We start from the raw sequence: 20,596 nt of genomic DNA on the forward strand, positions 1-20,596 counted from the left end.
ACAGCTTTTCCGATCCTTACCTGCGCATGAACGCAGAACTCCGCACGCACCCTTAGCGAGTCACCCTTAGCGGCGAATCCGGAAGGGATTCGACCCGAATAGCGGTTCAACTCCGATTGATGCAGATTATGGTTAATTCGGTTCGTCGATAAAAACGAACGGTTCATCGGACGGTCAGATTTAGGCCTTATTATGGCAATTGTTGGGCAACGGTAACGAAACGCCGCGAAACCAACGGGTTGTTAGGCCATAAACGCTGAACCGGCACTGAAGGCGAAGCGAAGAGTAGGGTGAGTGAGTATCATGTTCCTGGGTAGCGCATTGTGTGAAGTTGGGGAGGACGGGAGCGTTACGATCCCCGGATTCCTTGACGAAGCGCTGCCCGAGGACATTGCCGAACTGCTGGTTTCGAAGCACGCGGCAGATGGTTGCCTGGTCGGATACGGCCATGATCACCTCGAACAGCTCAGCGCCCGCGCCGAGGCTCGCCGGCTTGCCGACGAGTCGCGGGGCGAGGACGCCCGCAACCATTACCGCCGGATGCGCCGGACCTTCGGGATCGTCGAGAAGATGCCCCGGACCGGTGCGACCATGAAGATCCCGGCTGCCATGCGGCATCTGGGGAAGATCGGAACCCTCGCCCTGTTCGTGGGCGCGGGCGACAGCTTTGAAATCTGGAACCCCGACCTCGCCGTCCAGAGCGACGACGAGCAGTTCCGCGACCTCGCCGCCTTCCGGCTCGCCAGCCGGACCGGCCTTGATAATGCCTCGGGAGGGCATTGAACCATGACGCTCCTTTGCACCGTTGTCGGCCATAGCGCCCAGACGACCCATCATCACAATCAGGGGCTGGATTTCACCGCCTGCCACCATTGCGGCTGCGACCTGATCCGCGCCGAGGGCGGCGACTGGACCGAAGTGCCCAAGGGCTTCCGCGTTGTCTGGCGGGAGTTCGGGCGGGCGGGGGACGCCGCTTCGGTCGCGGCGCGGATGGGGCGCGTGATCGCGCCGCCGCGCCGCCGCGATCCCCGGAACGGCCGCCCCAAGCCGAAGCGTGACCGGCGCGGGAGCCCGTTCCGGGGAACCGGCAGCGTGTTCGGCGCCCTGACGGGCCTGGGCAGACTGGTCGCGGGCGAAGAGCCGGTCGAGGACAATCAGGGCCGTCGGATGGAAACGACCGGCCAATATGTGATCTGCCTGCCCTCCGCAGGCTGACGAGAAGGGGCGGACCCCTTGTGACAAAGCGGCCTTCCCGGGCCTGGTCCGTTCCTTAAGCGCGGTGGTGGGGCGCCCTCTCCTCCCGCCCCACCACCTAGCTTGCGTCGTCATTTCGCCGGGGGCGGGCTGCAAATGGCGATGCACCACGCTTCCGGTGCTCACGTGCCGGAAGCACGCTGCGCGCCGGGGCGCGCCGCATCACCATTTTCGCTTCCACCCTGAGCAAAATGATGACGCAAGCTGCGCTCTCGATTTAAAACAACTTCTCAAGAAATCGATTCACGATCACGCCGGACTCCTGCGCGAACGCGACGAACTCCTTGTCGGATCCGGCCTTGAGGCGATCAACATCTGCATCGCAAAGGGCTCCGATTTCGTCGTCAATCTCGGTTTGCGAAAGGCCTTCTACCGCGCCGGCACTAATCGCTGCTTCCCTGCAAACGCGAAACAGCTCGGCTAAGCCAGCTTTGCGTTCTTCATCGTCCGTTACCCGAGCTCCGACGTTAAGAAACGCAGCTCGACGGGTGGCTTCTTTCGCCTCCCCAAAGGTGATTATCGTCTTTGGCGGAGAATCCTCAGCGACCTTCTTGCGACGCCAGAACGTCACAGCAGCTTCTCGATATCCTTGGCGATATCCTTGGGCGAGGTTGTGGGGGCGTAGCGCTCGACCACGCGCCCCGCGCGATCGACGAGGAACTTGGTGAAGTTCCACTTGATCGCCTCCGAGCCGAGCAGGCCCGGCGCTTCCTTCTTCAGATGCGCGAAGATCGGCGCGGCATTGGCGCCGTTGACCTCGATCTTGGCGAAGACCGGGAAGGTCACGCCGTAATTCTTCTCGCAGAAGGTCGCGATCTCCTCGGCGCTGCCCGGTTCCTGCGCGCCGAACTGGTTGCAGGGGAAGGCGAGCACGCTGAATCCGCGCGGATGATAGTCGCGGTAGAGCGCCTCGAGGTCGCCGAGCTGCGGGGTGAAGCCGCAGGCCGAGGCGGTGTTGACGATCAGCAGCACCTGGCCCGCATAGGCCGAGAGATCGCCCTCCGTGCCGCTCGATTCGCGCACGGAAATATCGGTGACTGCGGTCATCTTTGCTCGCCCCTTGCCAGCATCATATTGAGATTCTGCTTTATTCCGCGCCATTCATGATCGAGGATCGAATAGACCACGGTATCGCGCACGCGTCCATCGGGCATGATGCGCTGGCCGCGCAACACCCCGTCCTTCTTGGCGCCCAGCCGCTCGATCGCGCGCTGCGACTGCTTGTTGAACCAGTCGGTGCGCAGCTGGACGCAGACGCAGCCCAGCGTCTCGAAGGCGTGGGTGAGGAGGAGCAGCTTCGCCTCGGTGTTGATGCCGGTCCGCTGGACCGATTTCGAATAGAAGGTGCCGCCGATCTCGACCCGGCGATTGGCGAGGTTCATCCGCAGATAGCGCGTCGATCCGATCACCTTGCCCGACGCATCGAGCACGGTGAAGGGCTGCACCCTGCCCTGCTTCCGTTCGTTGAAGGTGTAGGCGAGCCAAAGGTCGATCGTGTCGGGGCCCGGCGCGAGCGAATAGAACAGCTCCCACAGCCGCCCGTCGGACGTGGCCGCGACCAGCGCGTCGCGGTCCTCGGCGGCGAGGGGGCGGAGGGTGACATGCCTGCCACTCAGGATGGGGGTTTCGGACCAGCTCATTCTCGTTTCGCTGGCGTATAAAGAAAGTCAAACGATGGCGACCATGTGGCGCCATTGTCCGTCGAGACATCGCCCTTCTGGCGGACGGCGCCGTTCGGCTGGCGGGTATAGGTCATGCGGACGAGCCCGTCCTTGCCGTTGGCGACGCCGCGCCAATTGCCGGTGAGCACCATCGCCTCGTCCCTGTATCCGCCCTCGAACACGACGCGCGCGCCTGACGAATCGACCCATGTCTGGTGCCAGCCGCCGCCGTCGAAATTGGAGAGGCTGCCGCCGCCGCTGCCCTTGAGCGGCATCCAGTTCTCGCGGATCGCGCAGCCGCCATAGAGGCTTTCGATCTTCGAATGCGCCACCAGCGGCCCGCCGCCAAAGGGCGTGACGTCCCAATCGCCGACCCAGAAATCGAAGGCGTGATGGTCGGGGCTGGCGCAGGGCGGCGCGGCGGGTGCTGCGGCCTGGGCGGCGGCGGGGAGCGCGGCGAGAAGGGCTGCGGCGGTGAGGATCGGGCGGATCGGCACAGCGGGTCTCCGGTAGCTCGGGTACGATTTCACCAGCCTAGGGCATAGCGCGTATATTACCAATCGCACTATTCCAGCACACCCTCGTGGAGCCGCAGCACCCGGTCCATCTTCGCCGCGAGCCGCTCGTTGTGCGTGGCGACCAGGGCCGCCGAGCCTTCGCCGCGCACGAGGCTCAGGAATTCGGCGAAGACGCGGTCCGCGGTCGCCTCGTCGAGATTGCCAGTGGGCTCGTCCGCCAGCACCAGCATCGGCCGGTTGGCGAGTGCACGGGCGACCGCGACGCGCTGCTGCTCGCCGCCCGAGAGCTGGCTGGGGCGGTGCGTCAGACGCTCGGCCAGACCGAGCGCCGTGAGGAATTCGGCGGCACGCTTGTCGGCATCGGCGCGGGTGGCGCCGTGGATCATCTGCGGCAGCACGACATTCTCGATCGCGCTGAAATCGGGGAGCAGGTGGTGAAACTGATAGACGAAGCCGAGCCGGTCGCGGCGGATCGCGGTGCGCGCGGCATCATCGAGTTGGGCGGCTTCGTTGCCTGCGATGCGGATCGATCCCTGGAACCCGCCCTCAAGCAGCCCCACCGCCTGGAGCAGGGTCGATTTGCCCGATCCCGATGGGCCGAGCAGCGCGACAATCTCGCCCGGCATGACGGTCAGATCGACCCCGCGCAACACTTCGATCGTCGCTTCGCCCTGCTTGAAGCTGCGGCGCAGACCGGCGGTCTGGAGAACGGGCTCATTCATAGCGCAGCACCTGAACCGGATCGGTCTTCGAAGCCATCCATGCCGGGATGAGCGTGGCGAGGAAGGTGAACAGGAACGCGACGATGCAGACGATCACGACCTCGATCGGGTTGGTCTTGGCGGGCAGTTCGGTGAGGAAGCGCATCGACGGATCCCAGACATTCTGGCCGGTGACCAGCCCGATGAACTTCACGACATATTCGCGGAAGGTGATGATCAGGAAGGCAAACACCAGGCCCGCGGCGATGCCCAGCACACCGATCGTCGTTCCCACGGTCACGAAGATGCGCATCACGGCATTCCGTGTCGCCCCCATGGTCCGAATCACCGCGATGTCGCGGGTCTTGGAGCGGACCAGCATGATCAGCGACGAGAAGATGTTGAAAGACGCGACGATCAGAATGATCGCCACCACGGTGAAGCTGACAATTCGATCGACCGAGAGCGCCTCGAACAGCTGGGCGTTCATCATCCGCCAGTCGGTGAGCTGGGCGCGGTCCTGGACCTTTTGCGCGAGTGGGGCGACGATCTCGCCCACCCGGTCCGGATCGTCGGTGTCGAGCTCGACCATGCCGACCGAGTCGCCCATCAGCAGCAAGGTCTGCGCGTCCTCCATCGGCATCACGACATAGGCCTTGTCGTAATCATAGACCCCGACCTCGAAGATCGCGGCGACGCGGTATTTCACGGTGCGGAACATCGTGCCGAAGGGGGTGGAGGCGCCTTGGGGATTGATGATCGAGATCTCGCTGCCGATCGTGGCACCCAGCGACTCGGCGAGGCGCGAGCCGAGCGCGACCTGCTCGCCGCCGGGCTGCATGTTGGAGAGCTTGCCGACGATCTCCTTGCCCCGGAGCGTGGGGTTGGTGGCGATATCCTCGACGCGCATGCCGCGGACCAGCGCGAATTCGACGCGGCCGTTGAAGCTCGCGAACAGGGGCTGCTCGATCAGCGGGGTCGCGCTGGTGATGCCGGGGGTGGCCTTGGCCTGCCGGACGATCTCGCGCCAGTCGCGCAGCTGGCCGCCATAGCCCTGGATCACGGCGTGACCGTTGAGCCCCGTGATCTTGTCGAACAGCTCGGCGCGGAAGCCGTTCATCACGCTCATGACGACGATCAGCGCGGCGACTCCGAGCATCACCGCGACGAGGCTGAACCCCGCGACGACGGCGATGAACGCCTCGCCCCGCCCCGGAAGCAGGTAGCGGCGGGCGATCATCCGCTCATAGCGTGAAATCAGCATGGAAGCGGTTCTGTCCCCGGCGAAAGCGGCGTTTCGGGGGCCGCTCTAGGGCAGGTCCGGCTTCTCACGCAAATGGAGATGCGATGGAGTTTGCGGGGAGTTGTTGCGGATCGGCTGTTGCCGAACGGACACAGGGTGCGGCTAATCGGTTGCGGCCCGTCGCTAGCGGGGTGACAAGCGCTGCGGCTAACCCTAGCAAAACCCTTGTCGAAACGCAGGCAATGGCCGTGGTTCGGGGAGGTGCCCAGTCCCGCTTGTTGGCAAGAGCAAGCGCGCGGACGGGCCCTGACAAAGGGGGCTGACGAGGCAATTCGTCACGCAGGCGGCCGGGCTGGAAACAGTCCGGCCGTTTCCGTTTTGGGGGCAAATCCCTCTCCCTTTGAGGGAGGGAGGGAGCCGCGAAGCGGCGGAAGGGTGAGGGTGACCTTGCCTTTTGGCTGTGCCGTCGCCCAACCATTCACCCTCACCCTTCCCACCGCCTTCGGCGGCGGGCCCCTTCCCTCTCCCGAAGGGAGAGGGAGAAAGGAAAAGGGAGGCCGCGCGGGCGGCGACCTCCCTTCCCTCGACCTCCCCCGGCCATGGCGGGAGGCCAAGTCTGTCCGGAAATCAGAAGCGCTTGCTGACCGTCACGCCATAGGTCCGCGGTTCGCCGGGCTGGCCGACGACCAGGCCGGTGCTGCCCGACTGGGTCGAGAGCAGCTCGAAATAGTCCTGGCCGAAGGCGTTGCGGACCCAGCCGAAGATGTTGAGGTCGCCCTGGCGCCAGCCGAGCCGGAAGTTCGACAGCGAATAGCCGTCGATATCGGTGTAGCGCGAGCGCGAGGGATTGGACGAGAATTTCGAGCGGTAGCTGCCGTCATAGCCGAAATAGAGCTCGCCCCCGGCGACCGGCGCATTGACCTCGCCGCCGAACGAAAAGCTCCATTTCGAGATGCCGGGCAGGATCTGCCCCGAAATGTCGCAGACCAGCGGGCTGAGCCCGGGCGTGCCCGCGGGCGCCGGGGTCGCGCCGTTCAGGGCGGGGCTGCCGCCGGAAAGTTCGGGCGGGCACGGCGCGTTGGTGAAGCGGACATATTTGGCGTCGGTGAAGGCGCCGTTGAAGTAGAGGCTGCCGCGCTCGCTCGGGCGGAACGACGAGTCCCATTCGAACCCGCGCACGCGCACCTTGCCCGCATTGGCGAGATAGCCGCGGATCACGGTGATCTGGCCGTTGTTCACCGTCGCCTGGTAATCGTCGATCTCGGTCCAGAAGCCGGCAAGGTTGACCGTCAGGCGGCGGTCGAGGAACTGGGTCTTGAGCCCCGCCTCGAAGTGATTGACGCGCTCGGGCTTGACCGTCTGCACCGACAGATCGACCCCGGTATTGGTCGCGTTGAGCGGCAGGCCGGAAAGGTTGATGCCGCCGGACTTGAAGCTGCGCGCGTAGGTCAGATAGCCGTGCACGTCGGGGCTGAAATCGTACGAGAGGGTGACGTCACCCGAGACGTTCCATGCACTGAAGTGCGGCGCATAGCTTTGCGGGGCGAGCACGCCGAGCTGATCGTTGTTGAGCGTGGTGCTGCCGGTGCTGGTGGTCACCACCGCCGAATAGGAGCCGCTCTTCTCGTCATAGTTGAGGCGCAGGCCCGGCTGGATGCGCAGCCCCGGCAGGATCTCCCAGTTGAGCTTGCCGAACAGCGCGAAGCTGGTGTTGTCGAAGCTGATCGTGTTGGTCGAGGTCAGCCCGTTGAGCACCGCGGGGTTGTTCGCATTGGCGCTGCTCGGGTTGAGCAGCCAGCGGCTTGCCGCGGGCCCCTGGACCTGTGAGCCCTGGGTGTTGATCTTCTGATGGAAGACGAAGGCGCCCGCAGTGTATTGAAGTCGGCGGTTGCCGTTCGAGGCGATGCGGATTTCCTGCGAGACCTGGGTCTGCTGCGAGGGGTTCTGCGACTTGATCGTGATCGGCAGACCGACGAAATCGCGATCGTTGGCGGGCTGCCAGTCCCAATAGCGCCACGCGCTCACGGTGGTGATCGTCGCCGGGCCGATATCCCAGTTGGCGACCAGCGAGGCGCCGCCGATTTCCTGCCGCGAATTGATGTCGGCATCGAGATCGGTCACGCGGTCGAACGGGTTGAGGCTCGGCGGGGTATAGTTGAAGGCCGCGGCGAGCGCCGCGTACTGGCGGTTGAGCGGGCGCTGGGTCGCGCCGACCCGCGCATAGACCTGGACGCAGCAAAGCGGGTTCTGGACGTTGAAATCGCCCGCCAGGGTGATGTCGAGATTGGGCGCGGCGCGCACCAGCACCTGGCCGCGGACGCCGAAATTCTGCTGGCGGTGCAAATCCTCGCCGGTGGCGACATTGTGGATCGTGCCGTCGCGGCGGGTGAATGAGGTGGAGAGGCGCGCCGCCACGGTATCGCCGATCAGCGGGCCCGAAACCGAGCCCTTGAGCTGGAGGAAATTGTAGCGGCCATAGGTCGCCTCGACGCGCCCCTCGGGCGAGAAGGCGGGCGGACGCGTGGTGATGTTGACCGCGCCGGCGGTGGTGTTCTTGCCGTAGAGCGTGCCCTGCGGCCCGCGCAGCACCTCGACCTGGCCGACATCGACGAAATCGAAGGTCGAGGCGCCGACGCGGCCGATATAGACGCCGTCGACATAGAAGCCGACGCCCTGCTCGATCCCGTCATTGGTGAGGCCGAACGGCGCGCCCAGGCCGCGGATGTTGATCGCGGAGTTGCGCGGGTTGCTCGAATAGAATTGCAGCGTGGGCTGCTGTTGCTGGAGGCGGTTGACGTTGTAGTTGCCGGCATTGGCCAGGTCGTTGCCATTGACCACGGTCACCGCGATCGGAACCTCCTGCACTCGCTCCTGACGGCGGCGCGCGGTGACGACGATGGTGCCGTCGTCCTTCACATTCTGCCCATCCTGCGCCTGCGGATCCTCAGCAGCAACGGCAGCGGCGGGGGGATCCTCCGGAAGCGGAGCGGCGGTGGCCGCGATAGGCGAGGTCCCGGCAAGAAGCGCCAGCGTCAGGGTCGAAAGGCTCATTGGGATCCCCTTGTCATCGTGTCGCGCTAATCTCCATCGATTTAGGGGATATTAGCGAGCAAGGAGATGTTTAACCAGCCCTAGCATGGGTTTCCGGCGCTTGCGGCGGGCGGTTGGGCGCACCCTTGAAACCGGGACGCGTTGATCCAAGATAAGTCCAGCGGGGCGCCAACCGGGCTTCGCAAAGACCAGGACACGCCGATTTCCGGGTGTCCGCAAGACGTTCAACTTGCTCAACGATGAGGATTGAAATGCGTCAGTTCGACTTTTCCCCCTTCCGCCGCTCCACCATCGGCTTCGACCGGCTCTTCGACATGCTCGAAGCCAGCGCGCGTCAGCAGGCGTCGGAGAATTATCCCCCCTTCAACCTCGAGCGCGTCGCCGAGGACCGCTACCGGATCACGCTCGCCGTCGCCGGCTTCAAGGCCGATGAGATCGACGTGACCGCGCAGCAGAATTTGCTGACCGTTGCCGGCAAGAAGGCCGATAGCGACACCGGTCACGGCGCGTTCCTGCACCTCGGCATCGCCAATCGCAGCTTCGAGCGCCGCTTCGAGCTCGCCGATTTCGTGCGGGTCGAGAATGCCGGCCTGGCCGACGGCCTGCTGGTGATCGAGCTGGTCCGCGAAGTGCCCGAGGCGATGAAGCCCAAGAAGATCGCGGTCCGATCGGGCAGCGAACCCCAGGCGATCGCCTATGAGGCTGCCAACGCGGCCTGATATTTGACCTCCCCCTCGCGGCATCTTCCTCCCTTTGGGTGTCGCAGCAGAGGCGCCCGGACCGCGGTTCGGGCGCCTTTTGCTTGGGGAGGACAAAAAATGTTCGCGCTAACATTTTTCCGGAACCATTGATTTGGATCAGCGTTGTGCGTGCGGGGTCTGGCGGGATTTTGGGGCAGTGCGTTACGTGGACATCAAATTGGAATCCGCAGAATTTCTGCTGAAGTCGGCGCTGGGCGCCATCAGCGGGCCGAGCGAAGCGATGATGGACGCGCTCGATGCGCTCCCCGCCGCGATCTACCTGACCGACATCGATGGCAATGTGACGCACTATAACCGCGCATGCGTGCCGTTCGCCGGGCGCACCCCGCGCCCGGGCCGGGACCGCTGGTGCGTCACCTGGAAGCTGTTCACTGCGGAGGGCGAGGCGCTTCCGCACGATCGCTGTCCGATGGCGGTGGCGATCAAGCAGGGCCGCGAGATTCGCGGGGTCGAGGCCTGGGCCGAGCGGCCCGACGGCAGCCGCGTCCGCTTCCTCCCCTTCCCCACCTTGCTGTTCGACGATGGCGGCAATGTCATCGGCGCGGTCAACCTGCTGATCGACGTCACCGACCGCCGCCGCGCCGACGACCTGCGCGACCAGGCCGCGCGCTGCCGCCGCCTGAGCAGCAGCGTGCTCGATCGCCGCACGCTCGACGCCCTCAACGACATGGCCAACGAATATGAGGCCGAAGCCGAGCGGCTGGCGCGCCTGAATTAGGGTGTGTCCTCGCTACCCGCGACGGTCGTGACGGAGCGCATTTTGGCGCAGGGCTAGAAGCGAGGAGTGGAGCGATGCGACTGCATCGTGACCGACGAGCGACGCCGCCATGCGCCAAAATGCGCCCGCCCCGAAGGGGTCGTCGCCCGGAGAGGGGCGCTGGACTGCGTCAGGCCGCTTGCGCGTAGCACCGCTACGCGACTGCGCGACCTTCCTTGCCAGCGCCCCTCTCCGGGCGATCACGGCCATCGCGGGTAGCGAGAACACACCCTAGCCGCACCAAAGCCCCCTCCTCGTGCGAGGAGAGGGCCCGATGCCTGGATCGACGATCAGTATTGAAGCGTGCCGGCGCCCGTCTTGGTCAGGCCGGTGGTGGGCCGGCTGGAGGGCTGCGCACGCGGCCGGCCGCCGGTGGCACCCTCGTCGGCACCCGCCTTGCGGCCATGGAGGACAGGACGGCCGAGCGCCGTGGGGTCGCCCGAGGGGCGGTCGCGCAGGTCGCTCGCCGAGCCATGGGGGCCGTTGAAGGCCGGGCGGCGGCCCGCAGTGGGATCGCCCGAGGGGCGGTCACGCAGGTTGGTCGCGGAACCGTGCGGACCGTCGAAGCCGTCGCGGCACGGCGGACGCGCTTCGGTCGGATCGCTCGAGGGGCGGTCGCGCAGGTTGCTCGCGGAACCGTGCGGACCGTCGAAGCCGTCGCCGCGGGACGTCGGGGCCGCCTCGCGCCCGAGATTGGTGCGATAGAAGCCGCGAACCGTGCTGGGCTGGCTAGCAGTAGCGGAGGAGATCGGGCCGTTATTGCCGTCGAATACCTTGACGTGACCGCGGCCCGCCGTGGCGGCGCAGTCATTATTCTGCGCGAAGGCAGGTGCGGCGACGACGAGCGCGGAGACGGCGGCGGCGATGATGATCGACTTCGACATGATGTGCATCCTCTATCCTGTTCGACCGGCGGTGCTGCCGGTCCGATGGAGGGCCCACTAGGCGGCCTGCGGCGGTGCGGGCAGTTGCAACGGCGCGCCGCGGCCTGCGCAACCGCCGTGCAACGTTGCATGCAACGGTTGCATTTGGCGCCCGGCTGTGCGGTATTCGGCGCATGGGGGGCGATCCCAACTTTTCGGACCGGCTGGGGCTGGTGCTCAAGGCGCTGTCGATCAGCGGCGGCCGGCTGGCTGCCGATGTCGGGGTCGACAAGTCGCTGGTGAGCCGCTGGTGCTCGGGCGCGGTCACGCCCTCGGCGCATAATCTGGCGCGGCTGACCCAGGCGATCGCGGTGCGGCATCCCGGCTTCACCATGCTCGACTGGGAGCTCGACCTGCCCGCGCTGGCCGCGCGGTTCGGGGTGGCGCCGCCGGCGGCGGCCGCGCCGGCGTCCGCGATGCCGAGCGCCTTTGCCGAGTGGCTCGCCATCCCCACGCTCCAGGATGCCGCGCGCGAGGGCGCCGCGCTGCACGGCGCGCTCGCCGGGATCTGGCGGACCACCCGCCCCAGCCCCGAATTCCGCGGCAAATTCGCGCACGACCATGCCATTCTCGAGCCGACCCCGGACGGGACGATCCGCTTTCGGACGGGGGTGTTTTCGGCGAGGCTGGTCGGCTGGTCGGTGGTGGTGGGCGAGCAGATCTATGGCTGCGCGACCGATCCGCTGACCGGTGCCTCGATCTTCTCGATCTTCAACTTTGTCCGCCGGCCGCGGATCGACATGATGGACGGGATCACGCTCTCGTGCATGGCGCATGCCGGCGGCGCGCCGGTCGCGAATGCCTGCATGCTAGAACGGATCTGCGACCTGACCGGCGATCCGGCGGCGGACAATGCGCGCTATGAGGAGCTGCTGACCCAGCATCCGCTCGCGCCCGACGGATCGGTGCCCGAGGCGATCCGCAACCACCTGCTGTTCGATTGCGGCCCCGGCGCGATGGCGGCAGGGGGCGACCATGTGATGATGATGCGCGCGATGAACTCGCTGGCGCGGGCGGGTTAGGATATTATCCTCCCCCGCCAGGGGGAGGTGGCGCCGAAGGCGTCGGAGGGGGAGGACACGACAAAGAGGTGGCTGCCGCCCTCCCCCTCCGTCAGCTGCGCTGACACCTCCCCCTGGCGGGGGAGGATTACGGGTTAGACCAGCCGGCTCTGTTTCACCGCCGCTTCGATGAAGCTCGCGAACAGCGGATGCGGATCGAAGGGCTTGGACTTGAGCTCGGGGTGGAACTGGACGCCCACGAACCAGGGATGATCGGGCCGCTCGACGATCTCGGGGAGCGTGCCGTCGGGCGACATGCCCGAAAACACCAGCCCGCCCTTTTCGAGCACGTCCTTGTAGCCGGTATTGACCTCATAGCGGTGGCGGTGGCGCTCGCTGATGTCGGTTGCCTGATAGATCGAGCTGACCACCGAATTGCCCGTGAGCTTGGCCGGATAGGCGCCGAGCCGCATCGTGCCGCCCAGATCGCCGCCTTCCTCGCGCTGCTGGAGGCCGTCCTTGCTCATCCATTCGGTGATCAGGCCGACGATGGGCACGTCGGTCTCGCCGAATTCGGTGGTGGAGGCGCTGGTCAGCCCGCCCTCGCGCGCCGCCTCGATGCACGCCATCTGCATGCCAAGACAGATGCCGAAGAACGGGACGTTGCGTTCGCGCGCGAAGCGGACGCTGGCGATCTTGCCCTCGCTCCCGCGCTCGCCGAAACCGCCGGGGACCAGGATCGCGTGCATCGGCTCGAGCCGGGCGGCGATCTCGTCCTCGTCGCCCTCGAACAATTCAGCGTCGAGCCAGCGGATATTGACCTTCACCCGATTGGCGATGCCGCCATGGATGAGCGCCTCGTGGAGCGACTTATAGGCGTCGGGCAAGCCGACATATTTGCCGACCACGCCGATCGTGACTTCGCCTTCGGGGTTCTCGAGCCGGTCCATGATGTCCGACCAGCGATCGAGCCGGGGCGCTTCGCCGGGTTCGATGCCGAACGCCTTCAGGACTTCGCGGTCGAGCCCCTCGGCATGATATTGCTCGGGCACCGCATAGATGCTCTTGGCGTCGAGCGCGGGGATCACCGCTTCCTTGGGGACGTTGCAGAAGAGCGCGATCTTGGCGCGCTCGCCATCGGGGAGCGGCTGTTCGCTGCGGCACACCAGCACATCGGGCGAGACGCCCAGGGCCGCGAGTTCGCGCACGCTGTGCTGGGTCGGCTTGGTCTTCAGCTCGCCCGCGGCGGCGATGTACGGCACCAGGGTCAGATGGATGCTGACCGACTGGCCGCGGCCCAGATCGTTGCGCAGCTGGCGGATCGCCTCGATAAAGGGGAGCGATTCGATGTCGCCAACGGTCCCGCCAATCTCGCACAGCACGAAATCGAGCCCGTCGACATCGTCCTGCGCGAACGCCTTGATCGCATCGGTGACGTGCGGGATCACCTGGACGGTAGCGCCCAGATAGTCGCCCTTGCGCTCGCGCGTGATGATCTGCTGGTAGATCCGGCCCGAGGTGACATTGTCCGACTGGCGCGAGGCGACCCCGGTGAAGCGCTCGTAATGACCGAGATCGAGATCGGTCTCCGCCCCGTCGTCGGTCACATAGACCTCGCCGTGCTGATAGGGCGACATCGTCCCCGGATCGACGTTCAGATAGGGGTCGAATTTCCGGATACGGACCGAATAGCCCCGCGCCTGCAGAAGCGCCGCAAGGCTCGCCGCCATCAGACCTTTACCGAGCGAGGAGACCACGCCGCCGGTGATAAATATATACCGCGCCATGGGAGGAAACGCCTAGCCGGATTGGAGGCACGCCGACAAGCGCCCGAATCCGGGCCGGCGCATATTTATTTCGGAATCGCCACTTTTCAGTGGCTTACCGAATCACTTCTTGGCGGGTGCGGTCTGGTTGCCGAGCTGGATCACCTGTACCGGAGCCGCGGCGTTGGCGTCGACCGGCGCGCTGGGCAGCGGCGCGGTGATCGGCGGCGCAACCGGCGCCTGCTTCTGGAGCGAGGCGTCGATGCGGGTCGAGTGACGGCCCGCCGCCAGCACCGCCAGCGTGATGCTGAGGACGATGAAGGCACCGGCGAGGATGGCGGTGGTGCGGGTCAGGAAATCCGCGGCGCCGCGCGCCGACATCAGGCCCGAGGGGCTGCCGCCCGTGGTCAGCCCGCCGCCTTCCGACTTCTGCAAAAGAATCACCCCCACCAAGGCGGCGGAGACGAGGAACTGGACGATCGTCAGGAAGGTGATCATTTCGAAACTGGGGCCTTTGTCGGTGAAGGCGCGACATAGGGGAGCAAGTGGCCCCGATCAACCTCTGCGGAATCCCCACCGAGTCCGCCTTCCGAGACCGTGGCGTCATGGCCCAAGTAACATTTCGCAATCGCACTGAAACCTTGCGGGCACTAGGCGCGTTTAGCCCATGCGTAGGTGTAACAATTCAGAGTGAGTGCCGTGAACGCGATGTCCGACAAGTCGCTGTCCTCGTGGAAGAATACCCTGATCGACTATGTCCGTTCGGGGGAACCAGACCTCACCAACCGCCAGATGGCGCTGCTGATGCTGGTATATCTCGATCAAGGACCGCATACCGTGCGAGGGCTCGCGCGAGCGCTCAACGTATCGAAACCCGTTGTCACGCGCGCCTTGAATAGATTGGGTTCGCTCGGCTATCTGCGCCGCCAGCGCGATGATACCGACAAGCGCAACATCTTTGTCGCGCGCACCACGGAGGGGGCAGATTTTCTTGCAGAGTTCGGGCATTTCCTCGCGGGAGAATCCCTCAGCGAGCCGGTCGCCCGCAGGGCCCACGCGTAAGCGCTTCTCGCTCACCGGTCTTTCCACGCGAGTCGATCCGAGGGTCGATGCAGTGCGCGGCGACCTGGCCGATGTGCGCCTCGCCGATCATGTCTTCGCCCCGCATTATGCCGCGGCGATCCCCTGCAGCGCCGTGATCGCGGCACCCATCCTTGCCTCGCGGCAGGCGGACGGCGCTATTCTTTCCGAGATCCTGCCGGGCGAGGCGTTCGAGATGCTCGAACTCGCGACCGATTATGCCTGGGGCATCTGCACGGCGGACGGGGTCGTCGGCTTCGTCGCGCGCGGCGCGCTCGGCTATGACGATCCCGCAGCCCCTGCCCCGCCCGTTGCCGGCGATCCGGCGGACCTGGCCGAAACGCTGATCGGCGCGCCGGCCAAACCCGGCGGCCGTTCGCCCGCGGGGTTCGACGGTTCGGGTCTCGTCTTCTACGCGCTGACCCGCACCGGCCATGCCTGCCCGCGCTTCGCCGACCTGCAGGCGGCATCGGTGGGCAGCGCGGTGGCCAGTGACGTTCCCTTGTCGCGCGGCGACCTGATCTTCTTCGCGGATCATGCCGCGATCATGGCGGATGGCGAGCAGGCGATCCATGTCACCGATTCGGTCGTGCGCGAGCCGATCGAGGCGGTGGTGACCCGCTATGGCCCGATCACGGCGCGGCGGCACGCATGATCCGCGTTTTCATCGATGGCGCCGCGGGCACGACCGGGCTCGAGATTCGCGAACGGCTGGCCGGCCGCAAGGAGATCGAGCAGATCACGCTCGACGACGCGACGCGCAAGAACAGCAAGAAGCGCAAGGAAGCGCTGAACGCGGCTGATTTCGTGATCCTGTGCCTGCCCGACGATGCGGCGCGCGAGGCGGTGGAGATGGTGACCAACCCGGCCACGCGGATCATCGACGCGTCGAGCGCGCACCGTGTGGCCGAGGGCTGGACCTATGGCTTTGCCGAGCTCGAGCCGAGCCAGGCCGGCGCGATCGCGGGGGCGGCGCGGGTGACCAACCCGGGCTGCTACCCCACCGCCTTTCTCGCGCTGGTGCGTCCGCTGGTACGTGCTGGGCTGATTCCCGTCGATTTCCCGCTCAGCTACAATGCCGCCTCGGGCTATTCGGGCGGCGGGCGCAACATGATCGAGGAATTCGAGGACGAGACCAAGCGCGGACATACGCGCACAGCCTTCCGCGCCTATGGCCTCGGCCTGGCGCACAAGCATGTGCCCGAGATGCAGAAGCATGCGCGGATGGAGCATCCGCCGATCTTCCTCCCCTCGGTCGCGCGCACCTATCGCGGGATGATCGGCGAGGTGCCGCTGCCGCTCCACGCGCTGCCGCGCAAGCCGTCGCTCGCGACGATCGAGACCGCGCTGGCCGATGCCTATAAGGATTCGGCGGTCGTGAAGCTGGTCCCCGCCGACGACACCCAGCTGATCATGATCGAGGAGAATGCCGGAACCGACCGGATGACGCTCCGCGTGTTCGGCAATGCCGAGCGCGGCCAGGCGCGGCTGGTGGCGACGCTCGACAATCTTGGCAAGGGCGCCGGGGGCGCGGCGGTGCAGAATCTCAACATCATGGCGGGGCTGGACCCGGTGGCAGGGCTGGTGCTTTAGGCCCCTCCTCGGCGAAGCGACGCGCTAGGCCACCCCTTTCTACCGTCATCCTGAACTTGTTTCAGGGTCCATTCCTCCGCGCGCGACGGCATCGCTTGTTGCACCGTGGATGCTGAAACAAGTTCAGCATGACGGAAGGTACGGGTGGTGGGATCAAGGGCGAGGCCGTTGTTACGGCTTGATCTTTCACTAACATTCGTGTCGAGCAGGTCTCGCAAACGAAAGAGGATTGCGCGCCTGATGTCCCAGCCTGTCGGCAAGTTGCTGCTGTTCGGAGCCACGGGCGATCTCGCGCAGCGGATGCTGCTTCCCTCGCTCTATGGCCTCCACGCCGACGGGTTGCTGCCCGAGGGGCTGACGATCACCGGCACCGCGCGCTCGGATCATGACGATGCCGCGTACCGCGATTTCGCGGCCCGCGCGCTCGACGAATTCCTGCCTGCCGACCGCAAGGATGACAGCGCTGTCGGTAAGTTCCTCGAACGATTGAATTATCAACCGCTCGATGCCTCGAAGACCGAGGGGTTCGCCGCGCTCGCGGACAAGCTCGGCGACATCTCGCACGGGCTCGCCATCTTCCTGTCGACCGCGCCCTGGCTGTTCGGGCCGACTATCATGGGGCTCGAGGCGGCGGGGTTGGCGGGGCACAATGTCCGCATCGGACTCGAAAAGCCGCTGGGCAAGGATCTCCAGTCGAGCCGCGAGATCAACGATATCGTCGCCTCCGCCTTTCCCGAGGAGCGGACCTTCCGAATCGACCATTATCTCGGGAAGGAGACCGTCCAGAACATCCTGGCGCTGCGATTCGGCAATTCGCTGTTCGAGCCGGTGTGGAACGCGCAGGGCATCGATCACGTCCAGATCACGATTTCGGAGACGGTCGGGCTCGAGGGGCGGACCAGCTATTACGAGGAATCGGGCGCGCTGAGGGACATGGTGCAGAACCATATGCTCCAGCTGGTCGCGCTGATCGCGATGGAGCCCCCTGCCCGCTTCGACGGCACCGCGATCCGCGACGAGAAGGTCAAGGTGCTGCGATCGCTGCGCAAGATCGCGGTGAACGAAGCGGCGAACCTGACGGTCACCGGGCAATATGGTGCTGGCGCGTCCAAGGGCGAGATCGTCGATGGCTATACCGACGAGCTGGGCAAGGCATCGAACACCGAGACCTTCGTCGCGATCAAGGCGCATGTCGACAATTGGCGCTGGCAGGGCGTGCCCTTCTATCTGCGCACCGGAAAGCGGCTTGCGGAGCGGCGCAGCGAGATCGTCGTCCAGTTCAAGCCGGTGCCGCATTCGATCTTCTCGGAGCGCGGCGGGCAGCTGCATGCCAACAAGCTCGTCATCCGGCTCCAGCCCGAGGAATATATCCGCCTGCTGGTGATGGCGAAGCAGCCCGGGCTCGACCGCGACGGAATCCGGTTGCGCGAGGTGCCGCTCAACCTGTCGCTCGACACCGAATTCGCGGGGACGCGGCGGCGGATCGCCTATGAGCGGCTGCTGCTCGACCTGATCGAAGGCGACCCGACTTTGTTCGTCCGCCGCGACGAGGTGGAGGCGCAATGGGAGTGGATCGACCAGATCCGCGCCGGCTGGGAGGCGAATGACGTCAAGCCCAAGCCCTATGCCTCGGGCAATTGGGGGCCCTCGGCAGGAATCGCGCTGACCGAGCGTGACGGCGTGACGTGGAACGAATAGGCCCCGCCAACGCGTTTCGCGCGTGAGGGCCAATGAAATGACGCTGGAGTGGAAATGACCGAGATCGAATGGTGGGAATATGACGATGCCGACGAGATGGCCGAGGCCGTCGCGGGGGATATCGGCTTCATCATCGAGAGCGCGATCGATGCGCGGGGCGCCGCTGTGGTGGCGCTCGCCGGCGGCAAGACGCCGCTGCCGATCTACGAGAAGCTCGCCCAGAACAAGATCGAATGGAAGCGGGTGACGATCATCCCGGGCGACGACCGCATCGTCCCGCTGGGCGATCCGCTGTCGAACGTCACCGCGATCGCCAAGATCTTCCTGCCCAAAGGCGCGCGGGTGATCCCGCTGGTGAGCGATAAGGCCCCCGATTACAAGGCGGCGGGGCGCTCGGCCGATGCGCTGCTCCAGGACCTGCACTGGCCGCTCGACCTGTGCCTGCTCGGCATCGGCAGCGACGGGCATGCCGCGTCGATCTTCCCGGGGCCGGACTATGACGAGGCGCTCAACGGGCCCAAGGAGCGCCGCGCCTTGGGCGTGATGCCCGAGCCGCTGCCGCCCGAGGCGCCGGTCGCCCGGGTAACGCTCAGCCGCAACGCGATCATTTCCGCGAAGGCGCTGATGATCGCGATCACCGGACAGCAGAAGCGCGACGTGCTCGAGGCCGCGATCGCCGAGGGCGCCTCCTCCTCTTACCCCGCCGGCCGCATCCTCGCCGATGTCGAGCTGCCGCTGGACGTGCACTGGGCCCCCTGATGCCGCTCCACTCCGAAATCGCTGCCGTTACGGACCGTGTGATCGAGCGATCGAAGGAGAAGCGCGCCCAGTATCTGGCGATGATCGCGCGCGAGCGGGAGAGCGGGAACGACCGGCCGCGGCTGGGCTGCGCCAACCTGGCGCACGCCTATGCGGGCACCGACGAGCAGCGCGAGCAGCTCAAGGCCGGGCGCTCGATGAACATCGGGATCGTCACCGCCTATAACGACCTGCTCTCTGCGCACGCGACCTATTACCGTTACCCCGAGCAGATGAAGGTCTGGGCGCACGAGGCCGGCGCCACCGCGCAGGTCGCGGGCGGGGTGCCCGCGATGTGCGACGGGGTGACGCAGGGCTATCAGGGGATGGAACTCTCGCTGTTCAGCCGCGATACGATCGCGCTTGGGACCGCGGTGGCGCTCAGCCACCGCACCTTCGAAGGCGCAGCGCTGCTCGGCATCTGCGACAAGATCGTGCCGGGACTGCTGATCGGGGCGCTGCGCTTCGGGCATCTGCCGATGGTGTTGATCCCCGGCGGGCCGATGCGATCCGGCCTGTCGAACAAGGAGAAGGCCGCGGTCCGCGAGCAATATGCCGAGGGCAAGGTGAGCCGCGACGTGCTGCTCGAGGCCGAGATTGCGGCGTACCACTCCAAGGGCACCTGCACCTTTTACGGCACCGCCAATTCGAACCAGATGATGATGGAGGCGATGGGCCTCCATATCCCTGGCGCCGCCTTCGCCAACCCGGGCACCAAGCTGCGCCAGGAACTGACCCGCGCCGCGGTCCACCGGCTCGCCGAGATCGGCTGGAACGGCAACGAGTATCGCGGCCTGGGCGAGATCGTCGACGAGAAGGCAGTCGTGAACGCCGCCATCGCCCTGCTCGCGACGGGGGGCTCGACCAACCATCTGATCCACTTGCCCGCGATCGCGCGCGCCGCGGGGATCGCGATCGACTGGGACGATTTCGACCGGCTGTCGCGCACCGTGCCGCTGCTCAGCCGCGTCTACCCCAACGGATCGGCGGACGTGAACGCATTCGAGGATGCCGGCGGCCCGGCCTTCGTGATCCGCGAGCTGCTGCGCGGCGGGCTGATGCATGCCGATGTCGCGACCATCGCTTCGGACGGGATGGCAGCCTATGCTCGGAAGCCTTTGATCGAGGACGGCAAGCTCGTCTGGCACGAGCTTCCCGCCAAGAGCGGCGATGACAGCGTTATCGCGACGCTTGACGCGCCCTTCTCGCCTGAGGGCGGCTTCCGCATCCTCAAGGGCAATCTCGGCCGCGCCTGCATCAAGGTCTCCGCGGTCGAGCGCGAGCGCTGGACGATCGAGGCGCCGTGCCGGGTGTTTTCGGACCAGGCGAGCGTGCAGGACGCGTTCAAGGCAGGCGAACTGGATCGCGACGTGATCGTCGTGGTCCGTTTCCAGGGACCCAAGGCGAACGGGATGCCCGAGCTGCACAAGCTCACCCCGCCGCTGGGCGTGCTCCAGAATCGCGGGTTCAAGGTGGCGCTGGTGACCGACGGGCGGATGTCGGGCGCGTCGGGCAAGGTGCCGTGCGCGATCCATCTCAGCCCCGAAGCGCTGGGCGGCGGCCCGATCGGCAAGTTGCGCGACGGCGATGTCGTTCGCGTCTGTGCCGAGCAGGGCGTGCTGACCGCGTTGGTCGAGGCGGGCGAGTGGGAGGCGCGCGAACAGGCCGCCCCGCCCCTGCCCGCCGACGGCACGGGCCGCGAATTGTTCGCGATGATGCGATTGGGCGCCGACGAAGCCGAATTAGGGGCATCGGCGATGCTCGCAGCAGCGCAATTATGATTTAAGGGTG

General features: G+C 66.1%; 21 protein-coding genes. 11 read left to right on the top strand and 10 right to left on the bottom strand.

Going from position 1 to position 20,596, the window contains the following annotated elements:
• The first annotated feature begins 294 nt into the window (after positions 1-294).
• Positions 295-783: a hypothetical protein gene (locus tag OF829_RS16260; RefSeq protein ID WP_264941171.1), complete on the top strand. Its 489-nt coding sequence runs from the start codon at positions 295-297 to the stop codon at positions 781-783.
• A 3-nt stretch (positions 784-786) separates the two neighbouring features.
• Positions 787-1,215: a hypothetical protein gene (locus OF829_RS16265; protein ID WP_264941172.1), complete on the top strand. Its 429-nt coding sequence runs from the start codon at positions 787-789 to the stop codon at positions 1,213-1,215.
• 256 nt (positions 1,216-1,471) lie between these two features.
• On the opposite strand, the gene OF829_RS16270 is transcribed toward OF829_RS16265, so the two are convergent.
• The 7 genes from OF829_RS16270 to OF829_RS16300 form a co-directional block, all read right to left on the bottom strand.
• The gene (locus OF829_RS16270; RefSeq protein WP_264941173.1) at positions 1,472-1,825 is read right to left on the bottom strand and encodes a hypothetical protein; all 354 of its coding nucleotides are present in this window, start codon (positions 1,823-1,825) and stop codon (positions 1,472-1,474) included.
• Positions 1,822-2,301: a glutathione peroxidase gene (locus tag OF829_RS16275; RefSeq protein ID WP_264941174.1), complete on the bottom strand. Its 480-nt coding sequence runs from the start codon at positions 2,299-2,301 to the stop codon at positions 1,822-1,824. The genes OF829_RS16270 and OF829_RS16275 overlap by 4 nt, the downstream gene beginning before the upstream one ends.
• The gene (locus OF829_RS16280; RefSeq protein ID WP_264941175.1) at positions 2,298-2,894 is read right to left on the bottom strand and encodes a GNAT family N-acetyltransferase; all 597 of its coding nucleotides are present in this window, start codon (positions 2,892-2,894) and stop codon (positions 2,298-2,300) included. Before OF829_RS16280 ends, OF829_RS16275 begins: the two co-directional genes overlap by 4 nt.
• Positions 2,891-3,412 (bottom strand): hypothetical protein, encoded by a 522-nt coding sequence (locus OF829_RS16285; RefSeq protein ID WP_264941176.1) that lies wholly within the window; start codon positions 3,410-3,412, stop codon positions 2,891-2,893. Before OF829_RS16285 ends, OF829_RS16280 begins: the two co-directional genes overlap by 4 nt.
• A 68-nt stretch (positions 3,413-3,480) precedes the next feature.
• Complete coding sequence (locus OF829_RS16290) at positions 3,481-4,155, bottom strand: ABC transporter ATP-binding protein (protein WP_264941177.1); 675 nt, start codon at positions 4,153-4,155, stop codon at positions 3,481-3,483.
• Positions 4,148-5,398, bottom strand: coding sequence for a lipoprotein-releasing ABC transporter permease subunit (locus OF829_RS16295; protein WP_264941178.1), 1,251 nt, complete (start codon positions 5,396-5,398; stop codon positions 4,148-4,150). Before OF829_RS16295 ends, OF829_RS16290 begins: the two co-directional genes overlap by 8 nt.
• 606 nt (positions 5,399-6,004) lie before the next feature.
• A complete protein-coding gene (locus OF829_RS16300; protein ID WP_264941179.1) occupies positions 6,005-8,428 on the bottom strand; it encodes a TonB-dependent receptor in 2,424 nt (807 codons plus the stop codon).
• A 251-nt stretch (positions 8,429-8,679) separates the two neighbouring features.
• Between OF829_RS16300 and OF829_RS16305 the strand changes: the two genes are divergently transcribed.
• Both OF829_RS16305 and OF829_RS16310 read left to right on the top strand, forming a co-directional pair.
• Positions 8,680-9,147, top strand: coding sequence for an Hsp20 family protein (locus tag OF829_RS16305; protein WP_264941180.1), 468 nt, complete (start codon positions 8,680-8,682; stop codon positions 9,145-9,147).
• A 199-nt stretch (positions 9,148-9,346) separates the two neighbouring features.
• The gene (locus OF829_RS16310; protein WP_264941182.1) at positions 9,347-9,907 is read left to right on the top strand and encodes a PAS domain-containing protein; all 561 of its coding nucleotides are present in this window, start codon (positions 9,347-9,349) and stop codon (positions 9,905-9,907) included.
• Positions 9,908-10,236: 329 nt separating this feature from the next.
• Here the strand turns inward: OF829_RS16310 and OF829_RS16315 are convergent, their stop codons facing one another.
• Positions 10,237-10,830: a hypothetical protein gene (locus tag OF829_RS16315; RefSeq protein ID WP_264941183.1), complete on the bottom strand. Its 594-nt coding sequence runs from the start codon at positions 10,828-10,830 to the stop codon at positions 10,237-10,239.
• A gap of 173 nt (positions 10,831-11,003) precedes the next feature.
• On the opposite strand from OF829_RS16315, the gene OF829_RS16320 reads away from it, so the two are divergent.
• Entirely contained in the window at positions 11,004-11,891 is an 888-nt protein-coding gene (locus OF829_RS16320; RefSeq protein WP_264941185.1) for a helix-turn-helix domain-containing protein, read from the top strand.
• A gap of 134 nt (positions 11,892-12,025) precedes the next feature.
• Here the strand turns inward: OF829_RS16320 and OF829_RS16325 are convergent, their stop codons facing one another.
• Both OF829_RS16325 and secG read right to left on the bottom strand, forming a co-directional pair.
• Positions 12,026-13,657, bottom strand: a complete 1,632-nt coding sequence (locus tag OF829_RS16325; protein WP_264941186.1) for a CTP synthase — start codon at positions 13,655-13,657, stop codon at positions 12,026-12,028.
• Between the two features lie 102 nt (positions 13,658-13,759).
• Complete coding sequence (gene secG, locus OF829_RS16330; protein WP_264941187.1) at positions 13,760-14,134, bottom strand: preprotein translocase subunit SecG; 375 nt, start codon at positions 14,132-14,134, stop codon at positions 13,760-13,762.
• Between the two features lie 210 nt (positions 14,135-14,344).
• On the opposite strand from secG, the gene OF829_RS16335 reads away from it, so the two are divergent.
• The 6 genes from OF829_RS16335 (at position 14,345) to edd (ending at position 20,586) form a co-directional block, all read left to right on the top strand.
• The gene (locus tag OF829_RS16335) at positions 14,345-14,698 is read left to right on the top strand and encodes a MarR family transcriptional regulator (RefSeq protein ID WP_264941291.1); all 354 of its coding nucleotides are present in this window, start codon (positions 14,345-14,347) and stop codon (positions 14,696-14,698) included.
• Between the two features lie 52 nt (positions 14,699-14,750).
• Positions 14,751-15,371: a C40 family peptidase gene (locus OF829_RS16340; RefSeq protein ID WP_264941189.1), complete on the top strand. Its 621-nt coding sequence runs from the start codon at positions 14,751-14,753 to the stop codon at positions 15,369-15,371.
• Positions 15,368-16,309 carry an N-acetyl-gamma-glutamyl-phosphate reductase gene (argC, locus tag OF829_RS16345; protein ID WP_264941190.1) on the top strand — a complete coding sequence of 314 codons (942 nt, stop codon included), beginning with the start codon at positions 15,368-15,370 and terminating at the stop codon, positions 16,307-16,309. Before OF829_RS16340 ends, argC begins: the two co-directional genes overlap by 4 nt.
• A gap of 240 nt (positions 16,310-16,549) precedes the next feature.
• Positions 16,550-18,007: a glucose-6-phosphate dehydrogenase gene (zwf, locus tag OF829_RS16350; RefSeq protein WP_264941191.1), complete on the top strand. Its 1,458-nt coding sequence runs from the start codon at positions 16,550-16,552 to the stop codon at positions 18,005-18,007.
• Between the two features lie 54 nt (positions 18,008-18,061).
• Entirely contained in the window at positions 18,062-18,766 is a 705-nt protein-coding gene (pgl, locus tag OF829_RS16355) for a 6-phosphogluconolactonase (protein ID WP_264941192.1), read from the top strand.
• Entirely contained in the window at positions 18,766-20,586 is a 1,821-nt protein-coding gene (gene edd / locus OF829_RS16360) for a phosphogluconate dehydratase (RefSeq protein ID WP_264941193.1), read from the top strand. The genes pgl and edd overlap by 1 nt, the downstream gene beginning before the upstream one ends.
• The last annotated feature ends 10 nt before the right edge of the window (positions 20,587-20,596 follow it).

Origin of the sequence: Sphingomonas caeni (genome assembly GCF_026013415.1) — a bacterium.
Taxonomy (GTDB): Bacteria; Pseudomonadota; Alphaproteobacteria; order Sphingomonadales; family Sphingomonadaceae; genus Sphingomonas; species Sphingomonas caeni.

Excerpts from the sequence above, each read along its gene's own strand:
- OF829_RS16265 (WP_264941172.1), top strand. The coding sequence starts at position 787 with ATGACGCTCCTTTGCACCGTTGTCGGCCATAGCGCCCAGACGACCCAT.
- OF829_RS16275 (WP_264941174.1), bottom strand. The coding sequence starts at position 2,301 with ATGACCGCAGTCACCGATATTTCCGTGCGCGAATCGAGCGGCACGGAG.
- OF829_RS16280 (WP_264941175.1), bottom strand. The coding sequence starts at position 2,894 with ATGAGCTGGTCCGAAACCCCCATCCTGAGTGGCAGGCATGTCACCCTC.
- OF829_RS16290 (WP_264941177.1), bottom strand. The coding sequence starts at position 4,155 with ATGAATGAGCCCGTTCTCCAGACCGCCGGTCTGCGCCGCAGCTTCAAG.
- OF829_RS16295 (WP_264941178.1), bottom strand. The coding sequence starts at position 5,398 with ATGCTGATTTCACGCTATGAGCGGATGATCGCCCGCCGCTACCTGCTT.
- OF829_RS16300 (WP_264941179.1), bottom strand. The coding sequence starts at position 8,428 with ATGAGCCTTTCGACCCTGACGCTGGCGCTTCTTGCCGGGACCTCGCCT.
- OF829_RS16305 (WP_264941180.1), top strand. The coding sequence starts at position 8,680 with ATGCGTCAGTTCGACTTTTCCCCCTTCCGCCGCTCCACCATCGGCTTC.
- OF829_RS16315 (WP_264941183.1), bottom strand. The coding sequence starts at position 10,830 with ATGTCGAAGTCGATCATCATCGCCGCCGCCGTCTCCGCGCTCGTCGTC.
- OF829_RS16320 (WP_264941185.1), top strand. The coding sequence starts at position 11,004 with ATGGGGGGCGATCCCAACTTTTCGGACCGGCTGGGGCTGGTGCTCAAG.
- OF829_RS16325 (WP_264941186.1), bottom strand. The coding sequence starts at position 13,657 with ATGGCGCGGTATATATTTATCACCGGCGGCGTGGTCTCCTCGCTCGGT.
- secG (WP_264941187.1), bottom strand. The coding sequence starts at position 14,134 with ATGATCACCTTCCTGACGATCGTCCAGTTCCTCGTCTCCGCCGCCTTG.
- OF829_RS16335 (WP_264941291.1), top strand. The coding sequence starts at position 14,345 with ATGTCCGACAAGTCGCTGTCCTCGTGGAAGAATACCCTGATCGACTAT.
- argC (WP_264941190.1), top strand. The coding sequence starts at position 15,368 with ATGATCCGCGTTTTCATCGATGGCGCCGCGGGCACGACCGGGCTCGAG.
- zwf (WP_264941191.1), top strand. The coding sequence starts at position 16,550 with ATGTCCCAGCCTGTCGGCAAGTTGCTGCTGTTCGGAGCCACGGGCGAT.
- pgl (WP_264941192.1), top strand. The coding sequence starts at position 18,062 with ATGACCGAGATCGAATGGTGGGAATATGACGATGCCGACGAGATGGCC.
- edd (WP_264941193.1), top strand. The coding sequence starts at position 18,766 with ATGCCGCTCCACTCCGAAATCGCTGCCGTTACGGACCGTGTGATCGAG.